Origin of the sequence: Candidatus Poriferisocius sp., from assembly GCF_965214065.1 — a bacterium.
Lineage (GTDB): Bacteria > Actinomycetota > Acidimicrobiia > Acidimicrobiales > Bin134 > Poriferisocius.
In genome coordinates this window covers 711,708-735,169 of sequence record NZ_CBDCAT010000028.1, presented here as the reverse complement: position 1 = coordinate 735,169, position 23,462 = coordinate 711,708, and the positions used below count along the sequence as shown (strand labels likewise).

The following is a 23,462-nucleotide window of genomic DNA, read 5'->3' as shown; positions in this document are numbered from 1 at the left end:
ACAGAACAACGGAGGGCGATGAGCATGATCGAGGCGGTGGGACCTGATTCGCCGCACTACCAGCGGGTCATTGAACTTGGAAATGCCAACAGCGCGACCTTGGGCTTCTTGCCCTATGAAGCGATCAAACAGGCCGCAGAGGAAGGCAGGGTGCTCGCGTTCGTTGAAGACGGTGAAGTCAAGGGGTACGCACTCTATGGAAAAAGGGTCAGAACGGGAGACATCTCTCTTACCCATCTTTGCGTTGACAAAGATCAACGAGGACAGGGGATCGCACGCGAGCTAGTTGAGGGCATCGTCGAGCGCAACCCCCGCAGGGCGGGGATCCGCTTGTCGTGCCGCAAGGACTATGACGCGAACGACATGTGGCCCAAACTCGGGTTTACGCGCTGGGGAGAGAAGCCTGGTCGCAGCCGCGCTGGACACCTCCTCGTGACGTGGTGGAGGCCCATCGCCGCTCAAACCCTATTTGGGGAACCTGACCACGAAGATGCTCGACTTTTGGTTGCCATCGATACCAACATTCTGCTGGACATCTTGGAGCAACGTGATTTCCCTGCCTCGCTGGCACTCACGGCGGACTGGGTCGAGGAGGTCGCAGAGTTGGCAGTAACTGCGCAGAGCCGCTCAGAACTCTCAGACCAGCGTTCTAGAAGCGATGGCTTTGAATCCAAACTCCGCGAGTTTCGGATTCTGGAGCCATCCTCCGAAGCATGGCACGCAGAATTGGAGTCGCTCCAGCAAGCACCGTCTGCTGCTCGAATAAGGGTAAGTGATCTTCGGGTAGTCGCACAGGCAGCGACCAGCGATGCCGCGTACTTCGTGACGCGAGACAAGAGCCTTCTCAAGCATGGGAAGCACATTGAGCAGTCGACCGGCTTGAGCCTGGTTGGTCCAGACGACTTCCTCCTGCGGCTCCAAGCCTCAGGAGGCGAACACAGCCATCAGAGTCGAGCAATCGCCGCTTCCGGCATGTCCGTGGCAACCGTCTCGCGGATGCCAACGAATACCGAACTATCCGTGTACTGCCATCATCACGTGGGCGAGAGTCCGGCTGACATAAGGCAGCGCCTCAGCAAGGCCACCGCCCACGAGGGACGCATCAAGCAAATCGAGACAGAATCGGGGGAGCCTGTTGCGCTCGGAGCGATGTATCGCGAACAATCCCGCGTAACAGTGACGGCGCTCCGTAGCGCCTCGGGGCAGCATTCGTATTCGGCAGCTAGGCAAATGATTCATCACCTGCGAACGGCCGTCGCAAAAGAAGGGTCGGCGGGCCTTGTCATAGAAGACCAGACGCAATCGCCCGTCGAACGGGCTCTGCGCGACGAGGGGTTCAGGTCCGAGGGGGCAATTTGGAAAGCGGCTGTTCAGACCGGCATGTTCGGACCTGGCGATGCACTTCCACAGGAGTTGAGCCAGATCGGCTGGAACAGGCTGACCGCGAACCTGATCCGAGACTATGAGCGGTACGCATGGCCCTCGAAGGTGTTCAGCGGAGCCGTCACTTCATATTTTGTCCCGATCAAGCCGGAGTACGCCCGCGTCCTCCTCGGGTATGAGGAACCCCAGGCGCGACTGTTCGAGATGCATCTTCGAGCGGCTGCTGCCCGTGACAACACCTACTACATGGCACCCCGCCAATCCGTTGAAGCACCCGCACGAATCATCTGGTGGGTCTCCGGAGGAGGGCGATTCGGAGGTGTGCGAGCCATGTCTTGGCTTGACACGGTAGACACCGGCGATCCACGCCGCCTCTACCGCCAGTACCGCGATCGCGGGGTGCTCGACAAGCCGCAGGTTCTAGACAGCGCCAAGTCGTCCGGAAAAGGCGGTCACCCCAAAGCAACCGCGTTGCTCTTCAGCCAGACCGAGATTTTCCATGAGCCAATACCGATTGGCAGGGCACGGGAGTTGTGCCCTGCCATGAACACAGACGGTTACTTCATAACGACTCGGGAAATCGACGAAGCTAGTGTCCAGGCATTCTACGAGGAAGGGTTGAGACAACATGGCTGAGGAAATGCCAGAACTCGATCAAGACCGGATGGTTGTCCTCTCTCTCAAGCCGAGATTCGCTGAAGCCATCCTTGCCGGGACGAAGACGGTTGAACTGCGCCGCACGACGCCCAAAATCGAAGTTCCGACTCGGGCACTGTTGTACGCGAGCTCACCGGTGAGAGCACTGCTCGGCAAATGCATCATCACTAGCGTCAAATCGGCCCACCTCACAGACTTGTGGCGCGAGTTCGGCTCAAGAGCCGACCTGTCCTACCCCGAGTTCAGGCGCTACTTCGAGGGTGTGGAAGTTGGCACAGCGTTAACGCTGGACGAGCAGCGACCTCTGTCCAGAAGAGTGCCTCTCCAAGACCTGCGGGCGAAACCAAGGGGCTTCCGACCTCCCCAGAGCTTCGCCTACGTCGACTCCAAGACCGGAAATCGGCTTCTACAAATGGCCGCCTAGCTGAATTGCCGAAGCAAGCTACGGGCGCGTGAGTCCAACATGCCTTCAAAGGGGGTTGAATCTCCTCCAAAAGCTCATTCCACCAAGTTTGAAATCCCTGTGGACGCTGGTGCTAATAGGGCCATGATGATGCGGTGGGTTCTGTCGAGGAGCTAGCGGCCGTGGCGTGACCCCCTGTGATTGGTCCACCTGATCTGTGTCCTGTCAACGCTGCCGGTGTTTGCGCTTGAGGCTTCGGTCCGGTCTGAGGGGCGGTCCACCGCGGCTGCGAGTTCGCCGACCTGATCGGCAAACGTCCAAATACGCGTTCGCTCCTCGGTTTCTTCCCTAGCAGGGTCGTGGGCTTTCCCCCTGGAGTTGGGTCCAGCGTCTAACCCCTGCTGTTTGGACTGGACTACGAGCTGGCCGTTCAGAGCTGCTTGGACTGCGGTCGATGCCGGATGTGTAGGGTGGCCGGGGTTTGTGCCTACAGCGCAGGCCAGACCGAAAGCGATGTGGGCTATGGCTGAGACCGAGTTTGAACGGGCGCGATTGATACCGGTGGCTGGGATCAAGGGGGCGAAAGAGGCTGAGGACCGGGCGACTTCCGCATTGCTGTCAGTGATGAGCGTGGTCCCGTCGTTTAGCCGGGCACTGCTAGTCCCCCTGGGGAGCACGTCTGCAAAGAAGGCACAGATTTCCACGTTCGTCAAGCCCGGCTACCGGACAGGCGACGGCCGCCTCGTCATTCCCGACGGGCTGATCCGTGTAGTGGTGGGCCAAAGGGTCGCGTTCGAGGCCCTTGTTGAGGTTAAGACTGGGATGAACAAACTCAACGCAGACCAGTTGAACGAATACCTGGAGGTCGCCCGAGGGGAAAGCATCGACTGCGTCATCACAATTTCGAATGAGATCGCGCCATCTCCTGGGGTCCACCCCACTGACGGGCTGAGGGTAAGGTCCAATTCAAGGACGCAAGTCCATCATCTGTCGTGGTCGCTGATTTTGGCTGAGGCTGTCAAAGAGCACTCGCATCGCGGAGTTGACGACCCCGAGCAGGCTTGGATCCTCGATGAGCTCATTCGCTATTTGAACCATGAGAAATCGGGGGTGGTGGACTTCTCAGACATGGGCGACAACTGGGCGGCCGTACTCGAAGCAGCGACCGACGGGAGCCTGTCGCGCCGAAGCCCGGAAGCCGCCGAGATCTGCCAACGGTGGGACCAACTGCTGAGATTCGCCACATTGAAATTGGGAGCTGAGATCGGCGCCGACGTCACCGAGTTCATCCCACGTGCTCACCGCCAGAACCCGCCGGCACGCAACAAGGAATTCGTAGCTTCGCTGTGCTCAGAGGGCTCTCTGCACGGTGTTCTGCGTGTCCCAGACGGAGCCGCCGACCTGTCTGTTTCGGTGGACCTAAAGGCCCGCAAGATCGCGGTCAGCACCCAGCTAGCGGCCCCCGACGACCGGACCCCTAGGGCTGCCGTAGTCTGGCTCGTCAAACAGATGAAAGACGCGCCCGGCACCGTCCTCATTGACGTCTATCAGAAATCTGGGCGCATCCCCGCCACCGCATCCCTGGAACAACTGCGAGAAGACCCCAAAACCGGTCTGCCCGAATCAAAGCAACCACCGAATAAGTTCCTCGTCCGCCAGCAAACCAAAATGGGCACAGGCCGCCGCTCCACCCGCAAGAAGGGTTTCATCGACTCAGTCGTCGACGCGGTGATCGAGTTCTACGCCAACGTGTTCCAAGACCTTCAGGCATTCGTCCCGCGCGCCCCGGCACTGGAACGTCAGCAAAAGACAGAAGTAAAGGTGAACAGCGCAAGCCGCCAGAACGAACCGGTTGGCCTTCCCAGCGGCGGACAAGAACCCTCCCCGAGTTGATTTCGGCTGCAGCCACAAATCTGGCGAAGACCCCTGAGAGCGCCGGACGGGATTTGAACCCGTGAATCATGGCTTTGCAGGCCACTCCCTTAGTCCACTCGGGCACCGACGCGTGCCTGGCTGCCGGGGCAGCCAGCGCTGACAGTGCACGGGATTGGGCTGGCGGGACCACACAGGGGTTTATGGTTTCGTGCATGGCTGACGGCGGGACCCGATCTCCACTGGAGCTGTTGGACGTGATGGGGATTGTGGAGGCGGAGGCGAGTCGGGGGTTGCGCCACTTGGAGGTGTATTGCCCTGACGGGCTGTTGACTCTGCTCTGGCACGGACCGACCGACGCTACCGATGTGGTGGTGACATTGGGCGGGGCCATTGGGGGGCTGTTGGGGCCGGCCCGGGCGCTTTATCTGCGGCTGGGTGAGAACTTGGCTGCGGAAGACATTGCGGTGATCCGGGTGCATTATCGGCGGCCAGGGATCATCGAGCGCTGCTTGCTGGATGCGGCCGCGGCGGCCGATCTGGCCGCTCGGGAGCAGGCGCGGCGATTCATCTTCATGGGGCACTCATTTGGAGGGGCGGTGGCGGTGCAGGCTGGGATCGCTCTGGGAGAACACACGGCGGGGGTGGTGGGGCTGGCCACCCAGTCGGCTGGGTGCGAGAACGCGGCGGCCCTGGGGGGCACTCCCCTGCTGTTGCTACATGGAGGCCAAGACCAGATCTTGCCGGTACACGCCAGTGAGGCGGTGCGGGCACTGGCGGGAGGCGGCGAGCTGATCGTGTACCCCGAGGCCGACCACGGGCTGGCCTCGGTGGCCGATGAGATCGCCGCTACGCTCGCCGACTGGATACCGGTCCGGTTCGCCGAGCACGCCAACCAATAGAGGAGCCACCGCATTCGCCTCGGCTCTGACCCGCCACGGCATGAGCCAATCCGCAAGGCCGGTGGCAAAATGCTGGGAAATAAGCGTCGTCGAGTCGTTCTTCTCATCCCTCAAAAGAGAGTTCGTCTCACAGACCCGGTTCTCCAGCCGAGACCAGGCCCGCCGCGAGGTCTTCGCCTGGATCGGCCGCTACAACACACGCCGGATCCACTCGACCCTCGACTACCGAACACCGACAGAATGGGAGGAACACCACCGACAACGATTAGACCAAGCCGCATAAACCAAGTGTCCAGCCAACGGGGGGAAGCCCAGAAGGCTTCATCGGGGGGATCGAGAGTTTCGCGCCACTGCTACAAGCACGCGTTACCTATCAAGCCCTCTGGCTGGGACCTAGCCACCTTGCCTGACCAGGGCCTACCCGAACGATTTTCGGGGTGCTCCACTTGAGAGAAGATGAAGCCCAGTGCCCTCATTTGCAAGCGATAGAATCTAGTGGCATCACCCGATCACTTGGAATTGCCAGGCGCGTTTCTGCCTCCCTGTTCCTGGTGTTCATCGGTGCAGTGGCGGCGACGGCTGCCACAGCGGCCCCGGTTGCCGCTCATACCGAATTCGAGTCATCCCAGCCGTCACACGGAGACCTCGTCGACCAGCCGGTTTCCGAAATCTCCCTAACGTTTACTCGCTCGATCGAGTTGGTTGCCGACGATCTGTTGGTAGTCAATGAGCTAGGGCTCCAATACACACCCGATGCAGTTGACTCTGCCGATGGGCAGACCTGGGTCCTCCGCTATGAGACACCGCTGGGAACCGGGAGATTCGAGGTATATTGGAGGGCGGCAGCCGCTGATGGGCACTTCATCGAGGGAGCATTCGCTTTCGCAATAGCCCTTTTCGAGGCCGAACGCTCGCCCGTGCCATCTGCCGGCACGCCAGAAGTGCCCGATGCCCAGTCATCGGAATCCGTCGGATCGCCGACACCAGAGCACCACGAGCCCTCCTCGAGCCCAACTGCCTCGCCCAGCGTCTCCGAGATCCCCTCCACGCCGCAAGCAGACACCACAGCCAGCCTTTCCCCGGAGGCCACGGACACCGCGCATTCTTCCTTCACCGCCAAAGGGACGGAACGCGGCGCAGCCGATCGCAGCACGGCGTTGTCCACATCCCGGCGCTCCGGAGCAACTAAAGGGCAGCAGCGCTTGGCAGATGCAGCACGAATCCTGACCGTGTTGTCGACATTGGGGATTGTGGGCGGACTGGCGTTCATGGCATTCATCGTGCGCGGCGAACCGCTCGACTGGAACCGGGCGCGGAATTGGGTCGTAGTCTTCGGGTACCTGCTCGCGGCCAGCACAGTCGTCGCATCGCTCAATCGAGCCGCCGTGGTTGAACGCGAATGGGCGGCATTCTGGTCACCGGAATCGGTTGCCGATGCCGTCTGGTCGAATTTTGGTGCAGCCGCCGGCCTGCGGATGGCGGGCGGACTTCTCGTTGCCGTCGCGCTGTATCACATGGCTAAGCATCCAGGACGCATTCCCACTGCTGCGGGTGCGTTCGCCGGTGGTGTGCTCGTCGTGGGCTCGTATGTCTTCGATGGCCACACGGTGACTGAGGGGCCGAGATGGCTGCATGCCTTGGCCAGCGCGTCCCATGTCAGCGCGGCCGCAATTTGGAGCTGTGGTGTGGCCTTGCTGGCCGACCTCCTATGGCGCCGCCACCGCCGGGGGGCTGACTTTGTCAGGCCATTGACGCGATTCTCACGAATGGCCGCCATCGCGCTCGTGGTCGCGGGCGTGGGCGGCTCGGTCATGGCGTTCCTGGTTTTGGACAAATTCACCGATCTCTGGTCCACCCCATGGGGACGGCTGCTGCTGGCCAAGATCGCTCTCGTCGCGGTGGCCGCGGGCATCGGGGCCCACAACCGCTGGAGGCTGATCCCCGCGGTCAACCGGCCCGGTGCGGCTGAAACTCATCGGCGTCTGAGAAGAAATGCGGTGGTCGAGGCCATCGCATTGGGATGCGTTGGCGTCATCACCGCCTTTCTAGTGGCCGCATCTCCGGTCTAGTCCATGTAAAGCATCTTGTTTGGGCAGAGGTCGCCGAAGAAGGTGTAGGCGAAGCCGTCGGATTCTCGGTGACGAGGCCGATGCGGGGCGGTTCAGCGTGACCAATCCTAAACGGCCCCCAGCACCCCCAAACAACGCCCAAGAACCCCAAAACCCCGCCCAAACCGGCCGATCCGGCCTAATGCGATCACATCTAGAGTCCTATCGATATAACGACCAATTGGAGCGCCGGACGGGATTTGAACCCGTGAATCATGGCTTTGCAGGCCACTCCCTTAGTCCACTCGGGCACCGACGCGTGCCTGGCTGCCGGAGCAGCCAGCGTTGACAGTGTACGGGATCGGGTTGGCCATTCCATATGGGGATTTACCGAATCAGATATATACTGACTAGTGTTCAGACTAGTTAGCGGTGTCACTTCATTGGAGGCAGCATGGAGAGGGTTTGGCCGGTGCAGGACGCGAAGGCCCGGTTCAGCGAGTTGCTGGAAACCAGCCTTGCCGAGGGTCCCCAGATCGTCACCAAACGGGGGGTGGAGACCGCAGTAGTGATTCCCATTGACCAGTGGCGCCAGCTGGTGGGCCGGGCCAAGCCGAACCTCAAGGAATTGCTGCTTGCCTCAGATGCCCGCACCGAAACGCTGGTTCCGCCGCGGCAAAGACTCCGCCAACGATTACCATTGTCATTCGACTAGCGCATGTACCTCCTCGACACCAACGTCGTCTCCGAGTTGCGCCGGGCTCGCCCACACCAGTCGGTGTTGAACTGGATACAAGGCATTCCCGCCGACCACCTCCATCTGTCGTCAGTCACAATCGGCGAGATCCAGGCAGGCATCGAAATCACACGCGAGCAAGACCCGGCCAAAGCAGAAGAGATTGAGAACTGGCTGGAACAAGTGCTTGATGCCTACGACGTCTTGCCAATGGACGCAGCCGCGTTTCGACAATGGGCCCGGCTCATGCACCAACAAGCAGACCACCTGATCCAGGATGCTCTGATCGCCTCCGTTGCCGTAGTCCACAGGCTTACCGTTGTCACCCGGAACACCCGCTACTTCGAACTGCTCGATGTTGCGATGCTCAACCCCTTCGACTAGTCAGGCTGACCAACAGAGGAGCCACCGCATGGGAGCAGCTGAGGACGCCCTGATCGGGCCGGAGGACGACAACTTCCACCCCCCTTCTGATGATCCGTGGGAGACCGAGACCTGCTGGTACGCCTTCTGCGTCCCCGAGCGCAACATGATGGGCTATCTGTACACCTGGATCCGCCCCAACCTGGGCATCGCCGGGGGCGGGGCCATGGTGTGGGACCACACTGCGTATCTGCCGTGGGAGGTGCCGTTCTTCGACTACAACCACAGCATCCCACTGCCCGACGGACTCGACCTGCGAGATGCAGTGCTGCCCACCGGGATGCGGGTGAAGGCGATCGATCCGCTCACCAGCTACGAGCTGGGCTACCGCTACCGCCGGGGCGACATTTTCGAGGCCGAGCTGCGCTTCGACGCCCTCACCCCGCCCCATGTGTTCACCCGGGGCGAGCCGCCGTTCACCATCGCCAGCCACATCGACCAGCCTGGCCGGGTCACCGGGAGCTTCCGCCTCCACGGCGAGGAGATCGACGTGGACTGCTGCGCCATGCGGGACCGGTCGTGGGGGCCTCGAAGCGACCTGCGGGGCTTTCGCATCGGCTACTCATTCGCCACTGCGTCAGGCCAGAGCGCCTTTCTGTGCTACTCGCTGCCCTCTGAAGACAGCGACCCGATCAACGCAGGCTACTACCTGCGCGACGGGGTGCGGGCCGACATCACCAGCGGCCGGCGGCGGGTGGAGCGCGATTCCGAGCACGGCTACGCCACCGCCTTCGAGATAGAGGCCACCGACGAGTTGGGCCGAGAGCTGCGGGCCGTGGGAACTCCGGTGAGCCGCATCATCTTCAACCCCTACCCCAAGATGCTCACCTGGGTGAGCACCACCGCCTGGGACTTTGACGGTGGTACCGGCTGGGGCGAAGACCAGGACTGCTGGCGCCCCGACCAGTGGTCCCGCAACCGCCGCAGCCTCCGCCAGTAGTCTCTGCGCCATGTTCACCGCCAGATTCGAGCTGCGAGTTCCCCCGTTCGCCGATGTGACCCATGCCCAGCTGCACCGCGAATACCTGGACATGGTGTCGTGGTGCGACGACAACGGCATTTCCACCGTCATCGTGTCGGAGCACCACGGTGCCGACGACGGGTTCATGGCCTCCCCGCTGGTTTTGGCCAGCGCCGCATTGGCCCGCACCGACAACATCATGGTGGCCATCTCGGCACTGCTGCTGCCGTTCCACGACCCCATCCGAATTGCAGAGGACATCGCGGCCATCGACCTGATGGCGCCGGGGCGCCTGTCAGTGACCATGGGGGTGGCCTACCGGGAGTTCGAGTTCGACATGTTCGGCAAAGACCGCACCCGCCGGGGGCGCGACACCGAGGAGGCCATCAAGCTCATCTTGAAGTGCTGGTCGGGCGAGCCGTTCGAGCATGAGGGCCGCACCATCTGGGTCACACCCAAGCCGGTGACCGAGCCCCATCCAGTGTTGATGGTGGGCGGCTCTGTGCAGGCCTCGGCCCTGCGGGCGGCCCGACTTGGCCTCCCCTTCTCCCCCTCTACTCCCGACCAGTCGCTGGCCGACCTCTACTACAAGGAAGCGGCCCGGTTGGGCTATGAGACCCCCTTTGCCATCGTGCCCGACGGCCCGTCGATGGTGATGGTCACCGAGGACCCAGAGCGCACCTGGGCGGCCATCGAGCGCCATGCCCTGTACGACGCCGGGCTGTACAACAGCTGGCAATACGACGACCACCACAACCTCACCGCGGTCGATGCCGATGACGTGGCCGGGCTGGCCGCCAGCGGGCAGTGGGATGTGCTCACCCCCGAGCAGTGCGCGCAGCTGGTGCGGGACAAGGGCAGCGCCATGCTGCACCCGCTGGTGGGCGGCATCGACCCGGCCATCGGCTGGGAGAGCCTGGAGCTGACCAAGAACAAGGTCATGCCCCTGCTGGCTGCCGATGGATAGCGGCGATGGGTGAGGCTGGCGAGCGACTGCTGAGCACAGAAGAGCTGGCCAAGCTCAGCCAGCCGCCCCGGGCCGATCTGGTGGAGGCGCTCGCCGATGGGCCGGAAACCGCCGTCGAGGTGTTCCGGCGCATCGACCGGGCCTACCGGAACTTCATCGACGGGTTCGGGGCGTGGATCGCCACCACCCAGCGCTTCGTCGCCGATCGCTACGGTATCGAGGGCTTGGCGCAGGTGGTCTCAGCCGACGACGCCTATCGATCGGCCCTGCTGCACGGATTGACCTACGAAGATGTCGCAGGCCGCCATCAGACCGACCGGGCCGACGCCATTGTCCACCTCATCGCCGACAGCGACCCCGAAGCGGCCTTGGCCGCCTTCGACGCCTTGGAGGCGAGCTACCGCCGGATCCACGATGTGGAGCGCGACCGGGTGGCGTCGGTGCTGTCGCAGGTATATCGGGCTTGGGGGCCCGATGTGCTGGAGGAGAGCATCAGGTTCTCCGGCGAGGAGACCCTGCTGGGGTGGATGCCCCACGATGTGGCCCGACCGGCCGAAGTGCGGGTGCGCCAGTGGGCCGCCATGCAGAAGGGCAACTTCGCCGACATCACCGTGACTGAGACCGACGATGCCTTCACAATCACTCTTCACCCGTGCGGTACGTGCGGGCGCCAGGTGTCCGACGGCTGCTACGGGGAGAACCTGGATCTGGCCGTGGTCGCCGAGGACCACCCGCTCACCTTCGGACAGGGCCCCGCCCCCATCTACCGCACCCATGTGGCGGTGATGCACTTTGTGGTCCCGATGGAGCGCACCGGGGTGCCGTGGCCAGTGATCCAGTGCCCGAAGGGGTTGGACGCGGAGCCCTGCCGAGTGGTGCTGTTCAAAGACCCTGAGGCCACGCCGCCAGAGGCATACGGGTTCGCGACTTCCTGATCAGCGCAAACGCTTGACATAAACCACCGACCTGGAGCGGATGACCGGGCTCGAACCGGCGACCTACACCTTGGCCAACGTGATCGTGCTCTACTAACTGAGCTACAAACACAAACAGAGCCCAAACCCACAACCTGGAGCGGATGACCGGGCTCGAACCGGCGACCTACACCTTGGCAAGGTGTCGCTCTACCAACTGAGCTACATCCGCAGGGCTGCCCAGCATAGCAAGCAGCCAACAAGACACCCATTGCAATAGGCCAACGCCGGAATCAGCCCTTGGCCGCCTCAAGCAGGGCCGCGGCCCGGTCGCCCAAGTCTAATTCTTGGGCTATTAGGACCGCGGCGGGGCTCATCTTGACCAGGGTCTTGGCCAGGACTTCGGCCATGTGGTCGTCGCCCAACTTGTCGGCCAGATCGCCAAGCTGGGTTTGCAGAAACACCAGGCACAGGGCGTCCTCGTGGGTCTGCACCCGGGGGTCGGTGCTCAGGCCCTTCTTGGCCACGATAGCCGACACGTCGGCCGCGAAGTCGTGGTCATACCCCACTGCGGTGACGATTTCGGCCACCTCGGCGGCGTGGCGCTTGGCCTGGGCGGTTCGCCACCGCAGGTAGCCGGCCCGGCCCTTGGGGTAGTCGGATCGAGCCAGAATCCAACGCCTCAGGTGGTGGGCTCGGGCGGCCACCAGCTGGGCGTCGTCGGCGTCGGGATCGAGGCGCCGCACCCAATCGGTCATCAGCTCGGCGTGGGCCAGTTCCTTGGGCCGAGCCACCCCATCCACCGCGATGGTGTGGGGATCGTCGGCGTTGGCCTCGTCGATGGTGGCCAGAGCGGCGCCCAGCTTCGAGCTTTGGCCAGTGGCGTCAATTCCCATTTGCGTCGATCAAGAGTCAGCGGGCGGGCGCAGGTCCACCCGCAGGACCAAAAAGCCGTCTTCGATAACGCCAACCGCGTCGCCGATGATGGCGAAATCCTGGAAGTCCTCCTGGGCCCGGCGAATGAATAGCGTCCGCTCCTCACCGCCCACCGGCGGCAGGGGGCGGCTCCTCACCGCTTCGGCCCGCTCCCGGAACCGTTTGATCATCGCCTCCACGTCCAATTCGTCGGCCATCAACTGAGCGTATCTTCTGGCTCTGGGGTGTCCGACGAATCGCCGCCACCCAGCCGAGGGCTGTCGCCGGTGCGCACCCAGTAGACCAGCGTGCCCAACAGGGCAATCACGGCCACTGCGATCAACAGGGCCATAACCAGCCGAACCTCGTCGTCGGAATCAGACGGCGACGGGGGTTCGGCCGGTTGCTCTTGGGCCACCGGATCAGACAGTCCGGAGGCCGCTGCCGCTGACCCCCATGCGGCAGCCCCCCACAACAGCGCCAGGATCAAGCCATAGGCCAGCAACCGGTTCGCAGATCGACCACGAGCACCCACGGTGTCCAGTCTCGCGCGGCATATTGCCGCCGCGGGTCCGTTCACCGTTGATGTTTCGGGCAGGAGTAGGTGGTGCGCCCGCCGATGGCACGCCGATTCAACAACTCGCCGTCGCGGGGGCACGATCCGCCCCGTACTCGGGCCAGGTGGAGGTCGCCGGTGTGCGATCCTCCCCGCCCAGCCAGCTCGGCAACCGTGGAGCGGATCGCCTCGGCCAGCTCGTCCTGTTCGGCCCCGCTCAGCGAGCCCGCCTCCCGGGCCGGGTCCAGCCCAATGCGCCACAAGATCTCGTCCACCAGCAGGTTGCCCAGCCCGGCCACTCGCCGCTGGTCGAGCAACCGGGCTTTCAGCGCGGTTCGGCTGGCTTCCAGCGCCGAAGCCAATTGATCCGCGGTCAGCCCGAAGGCGTCGGGGCCGAGCCGAGTGTCGTCGGGATCCAACTCCACCCCGCCCAAGCGCCGGGGATCGATGACGGCCAGGGTCCCCCCGTCGGCGAAGTCCAGTTCGAACCGCCGCCACTCGGGAACTTCTCGGGCACTGGAATACTCCAGTTTCTCGATGACCGCGTGGCCGTCCACAACCAGCCTGCCGGTCATGCCGAACCGAAGGCCCAACATGGCGCCTGTCTGTTTGTCGGGGCCGCCGAAGTCCATCATCAGGAGCTTTCCGATCCGGCGCACTCCGGCGACGGTCCGGCCTTCCAACGCCAGGCTCAGCGCGGCGGCATCAGCGCCCCCTTTGATGAACCAGCCATCGGGGGCATCGACGAGAGAGACGGTGCGGCCCACGGTGGCCGCGGCGGCGCGGCGGTAGTACTCGACCTCGATGATCTCAGGCAGTGAAATCGACCTCGGCGTCCCAAGCGATCTCAGGCAGTGGCCTTGTCGGCGGCGTGCAGCAGGTCGGCTATTACATCGTCGCTGTGCTCCAGGCCCACCGAGACCCGGATAGTGCCCGGCCCGATCCCGGCTGCCGCCAACTCCTGGGGAGTCAACCCGGCATGGGTGGTGGATGCCGAGTGGGTGACCAGGGTTTCAGGGCCGCCCAGCGATGTGGCGATCTGGGCCAGCCTCACCGCTTCGACGAACCGCTCCCCCGCCCCGTGCCCGCCGGCAAGGTCGAAGGCCAACAGCCCGCCGAACATGCGCATCTGCCGCTTGGCCAGCTCGTGTTGGGGGTGGGAGACCAGACCGGGGTAGCGCACTGTGTCAACCCCAGGGTGGTCCGACAGCGCCTCAGCCAGCCGCTGGGCTGTTGCGCTCTGGCGCTCGAGGCGAACCCCGAGAGTGCGCAGGCCCCGCAATCCGTTCATGGCGTCGAACGGGGCGGCGTTGGCCCCCTGCAAGATGGCGAACGCCCACAGCGATGCGATCAGATCGGCGCTGCCCGACACCACTCCGAGAGTGGCGTCGTTGTGGCCGCCCAGGCCCTTGGTGGCCGAGTGGATGCTCAGGTCAACGCCATAGTCCAGCGGCCGGGTGATGCTCGGCGGGGCGAAAGTGGCGTCCACCGCTTTCAGCGGACCCCGAATGGCGCCCAGCTCCTCCAAGTCGACCAAGTCGAGCCGGGGGTTGGCCGGGGTCTCGGTGAACACCAGCATGGTCCGGCCCGGCCGCACCGCGGCTTGGAATGCCCCCGGCTCGGTGCCGTCGACAAAAGTCACGTCGATCCCGAAGCGGGGGCACACCGCCTGGAGCAGGAACTGGGTGCCGGAATAGAGCTGGCGCTGGGCCACGATGTGGTCGCCCGCCGAGCACAGGCCCAGGATCACGCAGCTCACCGCGCCCATCCCCGACGCGAAGGCTCGGGAGGACTCAGCCCCCTCCAGTTCGGCCATGGCCTCCTCGAAGGCCGCCACAGTGGGATTGCCGTTGCGGGTGTAATAGTGGCTCTCGTTGGCATCCAGCGCCATGCGCCGCCCGGCCTCAAGCGACGGTATGCGGAACGTGGTGGTGGGGTGAAGCGATGGGGCCAACTCGGCTCCGCCCGAGCGACGGCCGGCCAACACGGCCAGGGTGTCGGGGTGGGTGAACCCCGCAGGATCGGGCGCGGCCACGGCTTGTTGGCTGTTGACTGCCTCGTCCCAACTCGCCTCAGGCGACACTGCTGCCCACCTTCTCCAGAAAGTCCTTGATGGCCTGGCCCACCGCCTCGACTTCCAACAAGAACCCGTCGTGGCCGTGAGGACTGTCCACCAGGGAGTACACGCACCGCCCGCCGGCCGCCACCACCGCATCGTGGAGCTCGACTTGCTGGCGGGGCGGGTACAGCGTGTCGCTGGTGATGCTCAGCGAGAGCACTGGCGAGGTAATCCGGGAGACCGCCGCGGCAATGCCGCCCCGGTCCCGGCCGATGTCGTGCAGGTCCATCACCCGGTTGAGCACCAGATAGGTGTTGGCGTCGAACCGCCGGACCAGTTTCTCCCCGTGGTAGTCGAGGTATGACTCCACTTGGAACCGGTCCCACGGGCCGTACACCGAATGGATATCGAACAGCTCCCGGCCGAAGCGGTCTTCGAACACCTCGTCGGATCGGTAGGTGATCTGGGCCAGCGACCGGGCGATGGCCAGTCCGGCATGGGGGCCTTGGCCGGACGGGCTGTCGTAGTAGTCGCCCCCTCGCCAGTTGGGGTCCAGCGCCAAGGCGGTGCGGCCCACCGCCGACCAGCCGATCTGCTGGGCGCTGGCCGCCATGCAGCCGGCCAGCGAGCACACCGAACCCACTCGGTCGGGGAACATGACCCCCCACTCAAGGGCCTGCATTGCCCCCATGGAGCCCCCCACCACCGTCAGCCACCGCCTGACGCCAAGATGGTCGGCCAGCCGGCGCTGAGAGCGCACGATGTCGCGCACGGTCACCGTGGGGAACGACGAGCCGTAGGGCTGGCCGGTTTCGGGGTTGGGCGACGCCGGTCCGGTGGTGCCCTGGCAGCCGCCCAACACGTTGGCGCACACCACGAACAACTCATCGGTATCGAGGGCCTTGCCCGGCCCGACCATCTCTCCCCACCAGCCGGGGGTGGGATGGCCGTGGCCGGCGTCACCCGACACATGGGAGTCGCCGGTCAGGGCGTGGCAGATGAGCACCGCGTTGGATCCGTCTGAGGCCAGCTGCCCCCAGGTTTCGTAGGCCACGGTCACCCCCCGCAGCGCTTTGCCGCCCTCCAGCACGAAGGTATGGGGACGGTCGAGGGCGAAGAACTGGCGGTTGCCGGGAGGATCGCCGGACAGCCACGCCCCGGTCACCGGCAAATCGGCGCTGTAGCCCCGAGGATGGGGCGCAGGGCTCTCGCTATCGGCTGACTCCGCGAAAGGAAGCTGCTCGCGGCTGAGGTTCTCGTCTGCCGGCATGGTCCTCCCTTCGTCTGTTTATGGGAGGGCCACTTTTGCCGTAGCGGATAAGCACGGACACTTGGTTGTCTCCGGATTGGCCGGAGACCACATCTCCCGCTGGCGCGGGCGAGCACCTTGGGGGTCCCTCCCAGGTTGCTGGACCAACCGCCCGAGCATGGTGGCTCGGGCGGAAAGCCGCTCTCGATGTACTCCTACAGGGTAGCGGGGCACAGAACTCAGGCTCAACCTTTTATGGATTGAGGGATCAGACGGCCTCGGCCACCGGATCCCATCGGTCGAGGGCGTCGAGCCGATCGTCGTTGGAGAACATCTCCACGATGGGGACGTCCAACGACAGCCGACGCTGAAGCCGCTTGACCTCAAGCTCCTCGTTCCACAGCGACAAGGTGACGGCCATGCCCGTCTCCCCGGCCCGGGCGGTGCGCCCCGAGCGGTGGATATAGGTCTTATGGTCGGGCGGCGGATCGAAGTGGATCACCACGTCCACATCGTCGATGTGCAGTCCCCGGGCGGCCACGTCGGTGGCCACCAGCGCCTGGATCTGACCGGACGCGAACCGGGCCAGCGAGTGCTCCCGCGCCTTTTGGCGGAGGTCGCCATGGATGGGCTCGGCCCGCACATTCTCCGACTTGAGCTTGCGGCTGAGCCGGTCACATCCGTGACGGGTGGCAGAGAACACCAGCGCACGGTTGGAGGCCCGGATGATGGCGGCAGCCACCTTGACCTTGTCCATCTCATGGACGGCCACGAACCGATGCTGCATCTCGTCCACCGTCACCTGCTTGGACTGCACCTCGTGGCGCACCGGATCGCTCTGGTAGCGCCGCACCAGGGCGTCCACCGCCCCGTCTAGGGTGGCCGAGAAAAGCAAGGTCTGGTGGCGGGACTCCACGTGGCGAAGAATCCACTCCACCTGGGGCAAGAACCCCATGTCGGCCATGCGATCGGCCTCGTCGACCACCACGATCTCCAGCTTGGCCACCGAGAGCGCTTTTCGGTCGATCAGGTCGATGAGCCGTCCGGGGGTGGCCACGATGATGTCCAGACCAGCCTCGATCTTTTCGATCTGAGCTTCAATGGGCGCCCCGCCGTAGACCGGGGCCAGGTCGAGCTGGCGGCACCGGGCCAGCGGGCGCAGTTCCTTAGCCACCTGTACGGCCAGCTCCCGGGTGGGAACCAGGATCAGGCCGCGCACCCAGTGGGAGTCGGCATGGGAGAGGTTCTCCACCATGGGCAGGCCGAAGGCCAGCGTCTTGCCCGACCCGGTCTTGGCTTTGCCGCACACGTCCCGGCCGGCGAGTCCGTCGGGGATGGTAAGGGTTTGAATGGGGAACGGAGCTTGGATGCCCCGTTCTTTGAGCGATGCCGCCAGATCAGCAGCCACGCCCAAAAAGCGGAATTCTTCTGTCATCTATGGTCCGGGCTGCGGAAGGAAGCGGAAGGTTTCGTCAGCCCGCTCTTAAAGGATACCGGGTTTATGACTCCAAAGAGATGTTTTCAGACTCCGTATCGTCTGACACGGATTCGACGTCGTCACCTCGGCCCCACAGCAAATAGGTCACCGAGCCGATGATCAGAGCCAGCATCACCCAGATGTTGACCCGCACCCCGGCCAGCTCGCTGGCGAAGTCCACCCGGATGGTCTCGATCCACAGCCGACCCAGCGCATACCCCAACACGTACAGCCCGAACAGGCGGCCGGGCTTCAGGGAGAAGCGCTTGCCCACCCACAGCAGAACCCCGACAAGCGCCAGGTTCCAGATGCACTCGTACAAGAACGTGGGATGGAAGGTGTCGTCATTTGGGTAGCCAGCTCGTGAAGCTGGGCCAGGATCGATCTCCAGAGCCCACGGCAGATCTGTCGGACGTCCGAACAACTCCTGGTTGAACCAGTTCCCCCACCGTCCGATGGCCTGGCCCAATGGGAGGGCGGGGGCCATCGAATCAGCGATGTCCGACATGGGGATGCCCTTTTGTCGGGCGTACACCCACATGACCGCCGCGGCGGTGATGACCGCGCCGGGGATGCCCAGGCCTCCCTCCCAGATCTGCCACGCCTCGCCCCAGTTGCCCTCGTAGGTCTTCCAATCGGTGATCACGTGATAGATCCGGGCGCCGACCAAACCGGCGATCACCGCCCACACGGTGACCGAGCTGGCCAGATCGGAAGAATGACCCCGCTCGGTGAACCGTCGGTGGAATAGCCAGGCTGCGGCCAACACGCCGAGGGCGATCATCAGGCCGTATGCCCGCAGGTCCAAAGAGCCGATCTCCAGGCTGTCGGAGCCCGGACTGGGAATCGAGGTCAATATCACTGCCCTACTCTGCCATGTCCAACCCGAAAAGCGGCCCATCAGAGCTGTACTCACACTCAGGGGGGTCCGGTCTGATTAGATTTCAACCCATGAGCGACAGCGCACGACAGATTGAGAACCTCATGTACACCTATGCCGAGCGAATCGACGCCGGCAACCTGGAGGGGGTGGCTGCCCTTTTCGCCCACGGCCACATCGTCGCTGCCCCGGATACGCCTCTTGAGCAGAAGGTGTCGGGCAGCGCCGAAGTTCTGGCCATGTACCAGGGCTCTACCCGGATTTACCCCGACGGCTCTCCCCACACGAAGCACGTCACCACCAACGCCATCATCGAGGCCGACGAGGACGCCGGCACCGGGTCGGCCCGCTCCTACTACACCGTCTTCCAGCAGCTCGACGACTTCCCGCTGCAACCCATCATCACCGGCCGCTACCACGACACATTCCACCGCATAGACGGCGAGTGGTGGTTCGACCAGCGGACCATGCTGGTGGACCAGTTAGGCGACCTGAGCCGCCACCTGCTGTTCGAACTGGGCCATGACTGATCTCACCCCGGCCAACCTGTTCGACCTCGAAGGCAAGATAGCCCTGGTCACCGGGGGCGGACGGGGCATCGGAGCCATGATCGCCGAGGGTCTTTTGGGTGCGGGGGCCCGGGTGATCATCTCCTCCCGGCGCCAAGACCAGCTAGACGACGCGGTAGCAGAGCTGTCGGGCATCGGCCCCGTGGAGGCCATCGCTGCCGACTGCTCCACCGAGCAGGGCTGCAACGGCCTGGCCGAGGCCGTGGGCGAGCGCACTGAGCGGCTCGACATCCTGGTAAACAACGCCGGGGCCACCTGGGGAGCGCCTTTGCGGGAGTTCCCCGACTCCGCCTGGGACAAGGTGCTGAACCTGAACGTGAAGGGGGTGTTCCAGCTGACCGTGGCCCTGCTCCCTCTGCTGGAAGCGGCGGCCACCGCTGACGACCCCGCCCGGGTGATCAATCTGGGGTCGATTCAGGGACTCCAAGCCCCCGACATTGAGAACTACTCGTATTCGGCCAGCAAGGCCGCGGTCCACCATATGACCCGGGTCTTGGCCAAGAAGCTGGGGCCCAGCCATATCACGGTAAACGCCATCGCCCCGGGGGCGTTCTATACCAAGATGATGGCCTACACGCTGGACAATTTCGGCGATGAGATAGCGGAGGCCACCGCTCTGGGCCGGCTGGGCCAACCAGAGGACATGGCCGGAGCAGCCGTGTTCCTGTCGGGACGGGGCGGGTCGTATCTCACCGGAGCGGTCATCCCGGTGGACGGCGGCTACTCCACCACCCTCTAGGGGAAGGTACCGCTCATGTCTCCAGTGTTCATAGAAGTCAGGGCCAACGAGTACACCGGGCGGGAGGCCAACCCCAACGTGCCCTGGTCGATCGAGGAGCTGATCGCCGATGCGGTGGCCTGTGCCGAGGCGGGGGCGTCGGTCTACCACTTCCACGGCAGGGACCCCGCGACCGGGGCGCCAGTGTGGGATGCCGACACGCTGGGCGCGGTGGTTTCGGGGGTACGCGAGGCCTGCGACTTGATACTCATGCCCACCCTTGGGGCATCCACCGTGCCCGATCCCCACGCCCGGCTGGCCCCGGTGCTGGAATTGGCCGCCGATGAGGCAACCCGGCCCGAGCTGGCCCCCATCGATTTGGGCAGCTTCAACATCGACCCCTACGACCCAGCGACCAGGGCGTTCGGCAACCCCGACATCGTGTATATCACCCCGCTGCGGGCGCTTCGGGAGATGGTGGCCGCCACGGCTGAGACCGGGATGAAGCCGATGGGCGCGCTGTGGACGGTGGGATCGGCCCGGCTGCTGGCGGCGTTTCTGGACACTGGTGACTTGGCCGCGCCAGCTTATGGCGAAGTGACGCTGTCGGACTCGTGGCTGTCGGGCCATCCGGCCACGGTGGACGGGCTGGACGCCATGACCCGCTTTTTGCCCGACGACGGCCGGGCGGTGTGGGGCTGTCTGGCCTACGGCGCCGACCTGCGTCCCCTTGCCCCTGAGGTGATCGCCCGGGGCGGCCATCTCATCGCCGGGCTGGGCGACTATCCATACCTGGAGCTGGGCACTCCCACCAACGCAGATGTGGTGATGGCGCTGTCCGGCTGCATCGCCGAGGCAGGAGCCCAGCTGGCCACCGTCGGCCAGACCCGGGCGATGCTGGGCCTGGCACCAATTTCCTGAGTCTGGACTGAGTCAGGCTGTGTCCGGCACGCGGACCAGCAGAACGCCTTCGGGGGCATCGAGGCTGATTGCCGCCTCGGCCACCGCACCGGCAGGCCGCTGAGAGGAGAACGCCAGCCGCCACTTTCCCGAAGGCAGCTGAAAGTCGGTGGCAACTTCGGCCACGTTGAGGGCGCACACGCAGTCACCCCTCCGGAAGCCGATCACTGCCGCTGCGCGGTCGGTCATCCACTCCAGTTCGCCGGCATGGAGGTCGCCAAGCTCATGGCGCACCGCGAGGAGTTCCTGATACTTGTAGAGCACCGAGCCCGGGTCGTCTTGCTGGGCCGACACCGTGTGGGCATCGGCTCGGTCGACGGGCAGCCACGTCTCGGCTCCATCGGTGAACCCTCCCGCCGGCCCCGGTGACCACGGCATCGGAGTGCGGCATGCGTCCCGGCCATCGGCGGGGTTCTGGTTCCGGATGGCCACTGGATCCAGGCACCGATCCAGAGGCACGTCCACATCTTCCAGGCCCAGCTCATCGCCCTGGTACAAGAATGGCAGGCCGGGCAAGGCGAACAGCAGCACGCAGTAGGCCAGCGACCTCGACTGGCCCAGCTCACCGCCTCCCAACCGGGTGGGCGCCCGGGGGTCGTCGTGGCTGCTGATGGCCCAGGACAAGTCTCGGGGTGCGGCGTCCAGCGCGTCTCGGAACGTGGACCACATGGCCACCGGATCCCAGGGGGTGTGCATGGGGGCGAAATAGAAGGCTCGGTGCAGCCCGTCCTGATTTGCCACATACCGGCTCACTTGATTGGGGTTGTTGTCCCTCAGGTAGACCTCCCCCAGCAGCAGGGCGTCATACCGCTCAGCGACGGCCCTCCAGCGGCGGTAGATGGCGGTGGTACCCGCCTGATCGAGGTCGTAACGATGGTCATAGCAGCCGAATGCCTGACGGGGACTCATGTCCGGGGTAATCGGAAATCGCTGCGGATTGTCGGGCATGAGCATGTTCTTGACCAGACCATGGGCCACGTCCACCCGGAACCCATCCACGTCGCGATCCAGCCAGAACGCCAAAACATCGTCGAATTCCCGCACCAGTTTGGGGTTGGACCAATTCAGATCGGGCTGCTCGGGCAAGAACAGATGCAGGTAGTACTGCTCGGTGGCCTCGTCGTAAGTCCAGGCCGGTCCGCCGAAGTGAGATATCCAGTTGTTGGGGGGGCCACCGCCCAGGGCTGGGTCCCGCCAGTGGTAATAGCCCCGCATGGGGCTATCGGGATCGGCCCGAGAGGCTTGGAACCACGGGTGCTGGTCGGAAGAGTGGTTGGGAACCAAGTCGATCAGCATTCGGAGTCCCAGCCGATGGGCCTCGGCAATGCAGGCATCAAAGTCGTCCAGCGTGCCGAACAGGGGGTCGACCCCGGTGTAGTCGGCCACGTCGTAGCCGAAATCGCACATAGGCGACGGGTAGAAGGGGGTGATCCAGACGATGCCGACCCCTAACCAGGCCAAGTAGTCCAGCTTTTCGGTGAGGCCGGGGAAATCGCCGATCCCGTCTCCATTTCCGTCGACGAACGACCGGATATAGACCTCATAGCCCACCTCGCGATCCCACCAGCGATGGCTGCTTTGGGCCATGTTCATATGTTCCTGTCTATCGGGGAGATAAACGAGCTCAGTTGAAGGCGATGACGCTGCGCACCACATCGCCGGCCTTCATGGCGGCAAAGCCGTCGTTCACGTCATCGAGGGTGATGGTGGCCGACACCATCTCATCCAACATCAGGCGGCCGTCGAGGTAGAGGTCGACGAGGCGGGGCATGTCCACCCGAAAAACGTTGGAGCCCATCAGCGACCCCTGGAGTCGCTTGTCGGACATGAACAGCTCCTGCCCCTCGATCTCCACCTTGGTTCCCGGGGGAATCATGCCCATCACTGTGGCCGTTCCCCCCCGGCGGATCATCCCGAACGCTTGCTGGGCGGTGAGCGCCAAACCGATGGCCTCAAAGGAGTAGTCCACTCCGCCGCCAGTCAACTCCAAAACCTGCTCAACCGGGTCGCCGTCGGCGGGATTGACCGCGTGCGTGGCGCCTAGGCGCAACGCAGTGTCCAGCTTTCGGGGCTCGAGGTCCACGGCGATGATCGTGGTTGCCCCGGAGATGCGGGCGGCTTGGATCGACGACATGCCAACCCCGCCACTGCCGATCACCGCCACTGAGGAGCCAGGCTCCACCCCGGCGGTGCGGAACACCGCCCCGGTGCCGGTGGTAACCCCGCAGCCGATGAGCGCGGCCCGGTCCAGCGGCATTTCGTCTCGCACCTTCACCACTGCGTTCTCATGCACCAGCATCAGCTCGGCAAACGACGAGAGGTTGGCGAACTGGAACACCTCCTGGCTGCCGCGTGATAGCCGGGCAGGCTCTTCCGAGGAGCGGACGCACTCCGTGCGGCTTCGCACGCACAGGTAAGGCTGGCCGCTCAAGCACACCTCGCAGCGCCCGCAGAACACCGACAAACAGCAGATCACGTGGTCGCCGGGCTGCACCTCGCTCACATCTGGCCCCACCTCCTCTACCACCCCAGCAGCCTCGTGGCCCAACACGATGGGACGGGGCACCACCCACCCATCGGTCTCCATGAAGTGCAGGTCGCTGTGGCACAGTCCCGAGGCCGCGGTCCGCACCATCACCTCGTTGCCGATCGGCGAGGCGACATCCACCTCGTCTACCACTAGATCATCTTGGCCATCCAAAAACAGCGCTGCTCTCATCGATTCCTCCCCTGCCTGACCCGATGGCAAGCTCCGTAAAACTACCAACGAGGGTTGCTCCTATGCCGAAGCTGGAGCGGCCACGAGACTGAAG

Annotated in this window: 24 protein-coding genes, 3 tRNA genes and 1 riboswitch; of the genes, 14 read left to right on the top strand and 13 right to left on the bottom strand. The window is 64.3% G+C overall.

Annotated features, from left to right (window positions below):
- Positions 1–18 precede the first annotated feature (18 nt).
- The 3 genes from ACOOGG_RS14850 (at position 19) to ACOOGG_RS14840 (ending at position 4,336) form a co-directional block, all read left to right on the top strand.
- Positions 19–2,019, top strand: a complete 2,001-nt coding sequence (locus tag ACOOGG_RS14850) for a GNAT family N-acetyltransferase (protein ID WP_420436396.1) — start codon at positions 19–21, stop codon at positions 2,017–2,019.
- Positions 2,012–2,464 carry an ASCH domain-containing protein gene (locus ACOOGG_RS14845; RefSeq protein ID WP_420436394.1) on the top strand — a complete coding sequence of 151 codons (453 nt, stop codon included), beginning with the start codon at positions 2,012–2,014 and terminating at the stop codon, positions 2,462–2,464. Before ACOOGG_RS14850 ends, ACOOGG_RS14845 begins: the two co-directional genes overlap by 8 nt.
- A gap of 501 nt (positions 2,465–2,965) precedes the next feature.
- Entirely contained in the window at positions 2,966–4,336 is a 1,371-nt protein-coding gene (locus ACOOGG_RS14840) for a hypothetical protein (RefSeq protein WP_420436392.1), read from the top strand.
- A gap of 38 nt (positions 4,337–4,374) precedes the next feature.
- Here the strand turns inward: ACOOGG_RS14840 and ACOOGG_RS14835 are convergent.
- Positions 4,375–4,448, bottom strand: a tRNA-Cys gene (locus ACOOGG_RS14835).
- Positions 4,449–4,530: 82 nt separating this feature from the next.
- On the opposite strand from ACOOGG_RS14835, the gene ACOOGG_RS14830 reads away from it, so the two are divergent.
- The 3 genes from ACOOGG_RS14830 to ACOOGG_RS14820 all read left to right on the top strand — a co-directional run bounded on the left by ACOOGG_RS14830 (position 4,531) and on the right by ACOOGG_RS14820 (position 7,286).
- A complete protein-coding gene (locus tag ACOOGG_RS14830; RefSeq protein ID WP_420436391.1) occupies positions 4,531–5,217 on the top strand; it encodes an alpha/beta hydrolase in 687 nt (228 codons plus the stop codon).
- Between the two features lie 40 nt (positions 5,218–5,257).
- Positions 5,258–5,500 carry an integrase core domain-containing protein gene (locus tag ACOOGG_RS14825; protein WP_420436389.1) on the top strand — a complete coding sequence of 81 codons (243 nt, stop codon included), beginning with the start codon at positions 5,258–5,260 and terminating at the stop codon, positions 5,498–5,500.
- A 268-nt stretch (positions 5,501–5,768) separates the two neighbouring features.
- On the top strand, positions 5,769–7,286 hold the full coding sequence (locus ACOOGG_RS14820) for a copper resistance CopC/CopD family protein (RefSeq protein ID WP_420436387.1): 1,518 nt from the start codon (positions 5,769–5,771) through the stop codon (positions 7,284–7,286).
- Between the two features lie 221 nt (positions 7,287–7,507).
- Here the strand turns inward: ACOOGG_RS14820 and ACOOGG_RS14815 are convergent.
- Positions 7,508–7,584, bottom strand: a tRNA-Cys gene (locus ACOOGG_RS14815).
- Positions 7,585–7,719: 135 nt separating this feature from the next.
- Between ACOOGG_RS14815 and ACOOGG_RS14810 the strand changes: the two genes are divergently transcribed.
- Genes ACOOGG_RS14810 through ACOOGG_RS14790 form a run of 5 tightly spaced genes read left to right on the top strand, consistent with a single transcriptional unit; the run spans position 7,720 to position 11,287 of the window.
- A complete protein-coding gene (locus ACOOGG_RS14810; RefSeq protein ID WP_420436385.1) occupies positions 7,720–7,980 on the top strand; it encodes a type II toxin-antitoxin system Phd/YefM family antitoxin in 261 nt (86 codons plus the stop codon).
- A 3-nt stretch (positions 7,981–7,983) separates the two neighbouring features.
- On the top strand, positions 7,984–8,385 hold the full coding sequence (locus ACOOGG_RS14805) for a type II toxin-antitoxin system VapC family toxin (RefSeq protein ID WP_420436383.1): 402 nt from the start codon (positions 7,984–7,986) through the stop codon (positions 8,383–8,385).
- A 28-nt stretch (positions 8,386–8,413) separates the two neighbouring features.
- A complete protein-coding gene (locus ACOOGG_RS14800) occupies positions 8,414–9,364 on the top strand; it encodes a DUF7065 domain-containing protein (RefSeq protein WP_420436381.1) in 951 nt (316 codons plus the stop codon).
- A gap of 10 nt (positions 9,365–9,374) precedes the next feature.
- Positions 9,375–10,352, top strand: a complete 978-nt coding sequence (locus ACOOGG_RS14795; protein WP_420436379.1) for an LLM class flavin-dependent oxidoreductase — start codon at positions 9,375–9,377, stop codon at positions 10,350–10,352.
- Positions 10,353–10,357: 5 nt separating this feature from the next.
- Positions 10,358–11,287, top strand: a complete 930-nt coding sequence (locus ACOOGG_RS14790; RefSeq protein ID WP_420436377.1) for a hypothetical protein — start codon at positions 10,358–10,360, stop codon at positions 11,285–11,287.
- Between the two features lie 135 nt (positions 11,288–11,422).
- Here ACOOGG_RS14790 and ACOOGG_RS14785 read toward each other — a convergent pair.
- The 9 genes from ACOOGG_RS14785 to lgt all read right to left on the bottom strand — a co-directional run bounded on the left by ACOOGG_RS14785 (position 11,423) and on the right by lgt (position 18,384).
- Positions 11,423–11,498: transfer RNA gene (locus ACOOGG_RS14785), tRNA-Gly, on the bottom strand.
- Between the two features lie 61 nt (positions 11,499–11,559).
- On the bottom strand, positions 11,560–12,162 hold the full coding sequence (locus tag ACOOGG_RS14780; RefSeq protein ID WP_420436375.1) for a DUF4202 domain-containing protein: 603 nt from the start codon (positions 12,160–12,162) through the stop codon (positions 11,560–11,562).
- Between the two features lie 9 nt (positions 12,163–12,171).
- Positions 12,172–12,399 carry a hypothetical protein gene (locus tag ACOOGG_RS14775; RefSeq protein ID WP_420436373.1) on the bottom strand — a complete coding sequence of 76 codons (228 nt, stop codon included), beginning with the start codon at positions 12,397–12,399 and terminating at the stop codon, positions 12,172–12,174.
- Positions 12,399–12,716, bottom strand: a complete 318-nt coding sequence (locus ACOOGG_RS14770) for a hypothetical protein (protein WP_420436371.1) — start codon at positions 12,714–12,716, stop codon at positions 12,399–12,401. Before ACOOGG_RS14770 ends, ACOOGG_RS14775 begins: the two co-directional genes overlap by 1 nt.
- Positions 12,717–12,757: 41 nt before the next feature.
- Positions 12,758–13,543: a DNA-formamidopyrimidine glycosylase family protein gene (locus tag ACOOGG_RS14765; RefSeq protein WP_420437621.1), complete on the bottom strand. Its 786-nt coding sequence runs from the start codon at positions 13,541–13,543 to the stop codon at positions 12,758–12,760.
- Positions 13,544–13,584: 41 nt separating this feature from the next.
- A complete protein-coding gene (locus tag ACOOGG_RS14760) occupies positions 13,585–14,820 on the bottom strand; it encodes a trans-sulfuration enzyme family protein (protein ID WP_420436369.1) in 1,236 nt (411 codons plus the stop codon).
- The gene (metX, locus tag ACOOGG_RS14755; RefSeq protein WP_420436367.1) at positions 14,810–16,066 is read right to left on the bottom strand and encodes a homoserine O-acetyltransferase MetX; all 1,257 of its coding nucleotides are present in this window, start codon (positions 16,064–16,066) and stop codon (positions 14,810–14,812) included. The genes ACOOGG_RS14760 and metX overlap by 11 nt, the downstream gene beginning before the upstream one ends.
- Before the next feature lie 51 nt (positions 16,067–16,117).
- Positions 16,118–16,261, bottom strand: a riboswitch (SAM-I-IV-variant riboswitch).
- A 52-nt stretch (positions 16,262–16,313) separates the two neighbouring features.
- On the bottom strand, positions 16,314–17,480 hold the full coding sequence (locus ACOOGG_RS14750; RefSeq protein WP_420436365.1) for a DEAD/DEAH box helicase: 1,167 nt from the start codon (positions 17,478–17,480) through the stop codon (positions 16,314–16,316).
- 64 nt (positions 17,481–17,544) lie between these two features.
- The gene (gene lgt / locus ACOOGG_RS14745) at positions 17,545–18,384 is read right to left on the bottom strand and encodes a prolipoprotein diacylglyceryl transferase (RefSeq protein WP_420436363.1); all 840 of its coding nucleotides are present in this window, start codon (positions 18,382–18,384) and stop codon (positions 17,545–17,547) included.
- 89 nt (positions 18,385–18,473) lie between these two features.
- Between lgt and ACOOGG_RS14740 the strand changes: the two genes are divergently transcribed.
- From ACOOGG_RS14740 to ACOOGG_RS14730, 3 genes are read left to right on the top strand one after another with little or no spacing between them, the layout of a single operon-like run.
- Positions 18,474–18,932 carry a nuclear transport factor 2 family protein gene (locus tag ACOOGG_RS14740; RefSeq protein ID WP_420436362.1) on the top strand — a complete coding sequence of 153 codons (459 nt, stop codon included), beginning with the start codon at positions 18,474–18,476 and terminating at the stop codon, positions 18,930–18,932.
- Positions 18,925–19,710, top strand: a complete 786-nt coding sequence (locus ACOOGG_RS14735; RefSeq protein WP_420436360.1) for an SDR family oxidoreductase — start codon at positions 18,925–18,927, stop codon at positions 19,708–19,710. Before ACOOGG_RS14740 ends, ACOOGG_RS14735 begins: the two co-directional genes overlap by 8 nt.
- Positions 19,711–19,725: 15 nt before the next feature.
- The gene (locus ACOOGG_RS14730; RefSeq protein ID WP_420436358.1) at positions 19,726–20,610 is read left to right on the top strand and encodes a 3-keto-5-aminohexanoate cleavage protein; all 885 of its coding nucleotides are present in this window, start codon (positions 19,726–19,728) and stop codon (positions 20,608–20,610) included.
- A gap of 12 nt (positions 20,611–20,622) precedes the next feature.
- On the opposite strand, the gene ACOOGG_RS14725 is transcribed toward ACOOGG_RS14730, so the two are convergent.
- A complete protein-coding gene (locus tag ACOOGG_RS14725; protein WP_420436356.1) occupies positions 20,623–22,242 on the bottom strand; it encodes an alpha-amylase family glycosyl hydrolase in 1,620 nt (539 codons plus the stop codon).
- Positions 22,243–22,273: 31 nt separating this feature from the next.
- Positions 22,274–23,368 carry a Zn-dependent alcohol dehydrogenase gene (locus ACOOGG_RS14720; protein ID WP_420436354.1) on the bottom strand — a complete coding sequence of 365 codons (1,095 nt, stop codon included), beginning with the start codon at positions 23,366–23,368 and terminating at the stop codon, positions 22,274–22,276.
- Positions 23,369–23,462: the final 94 nt, after the last annotated feature.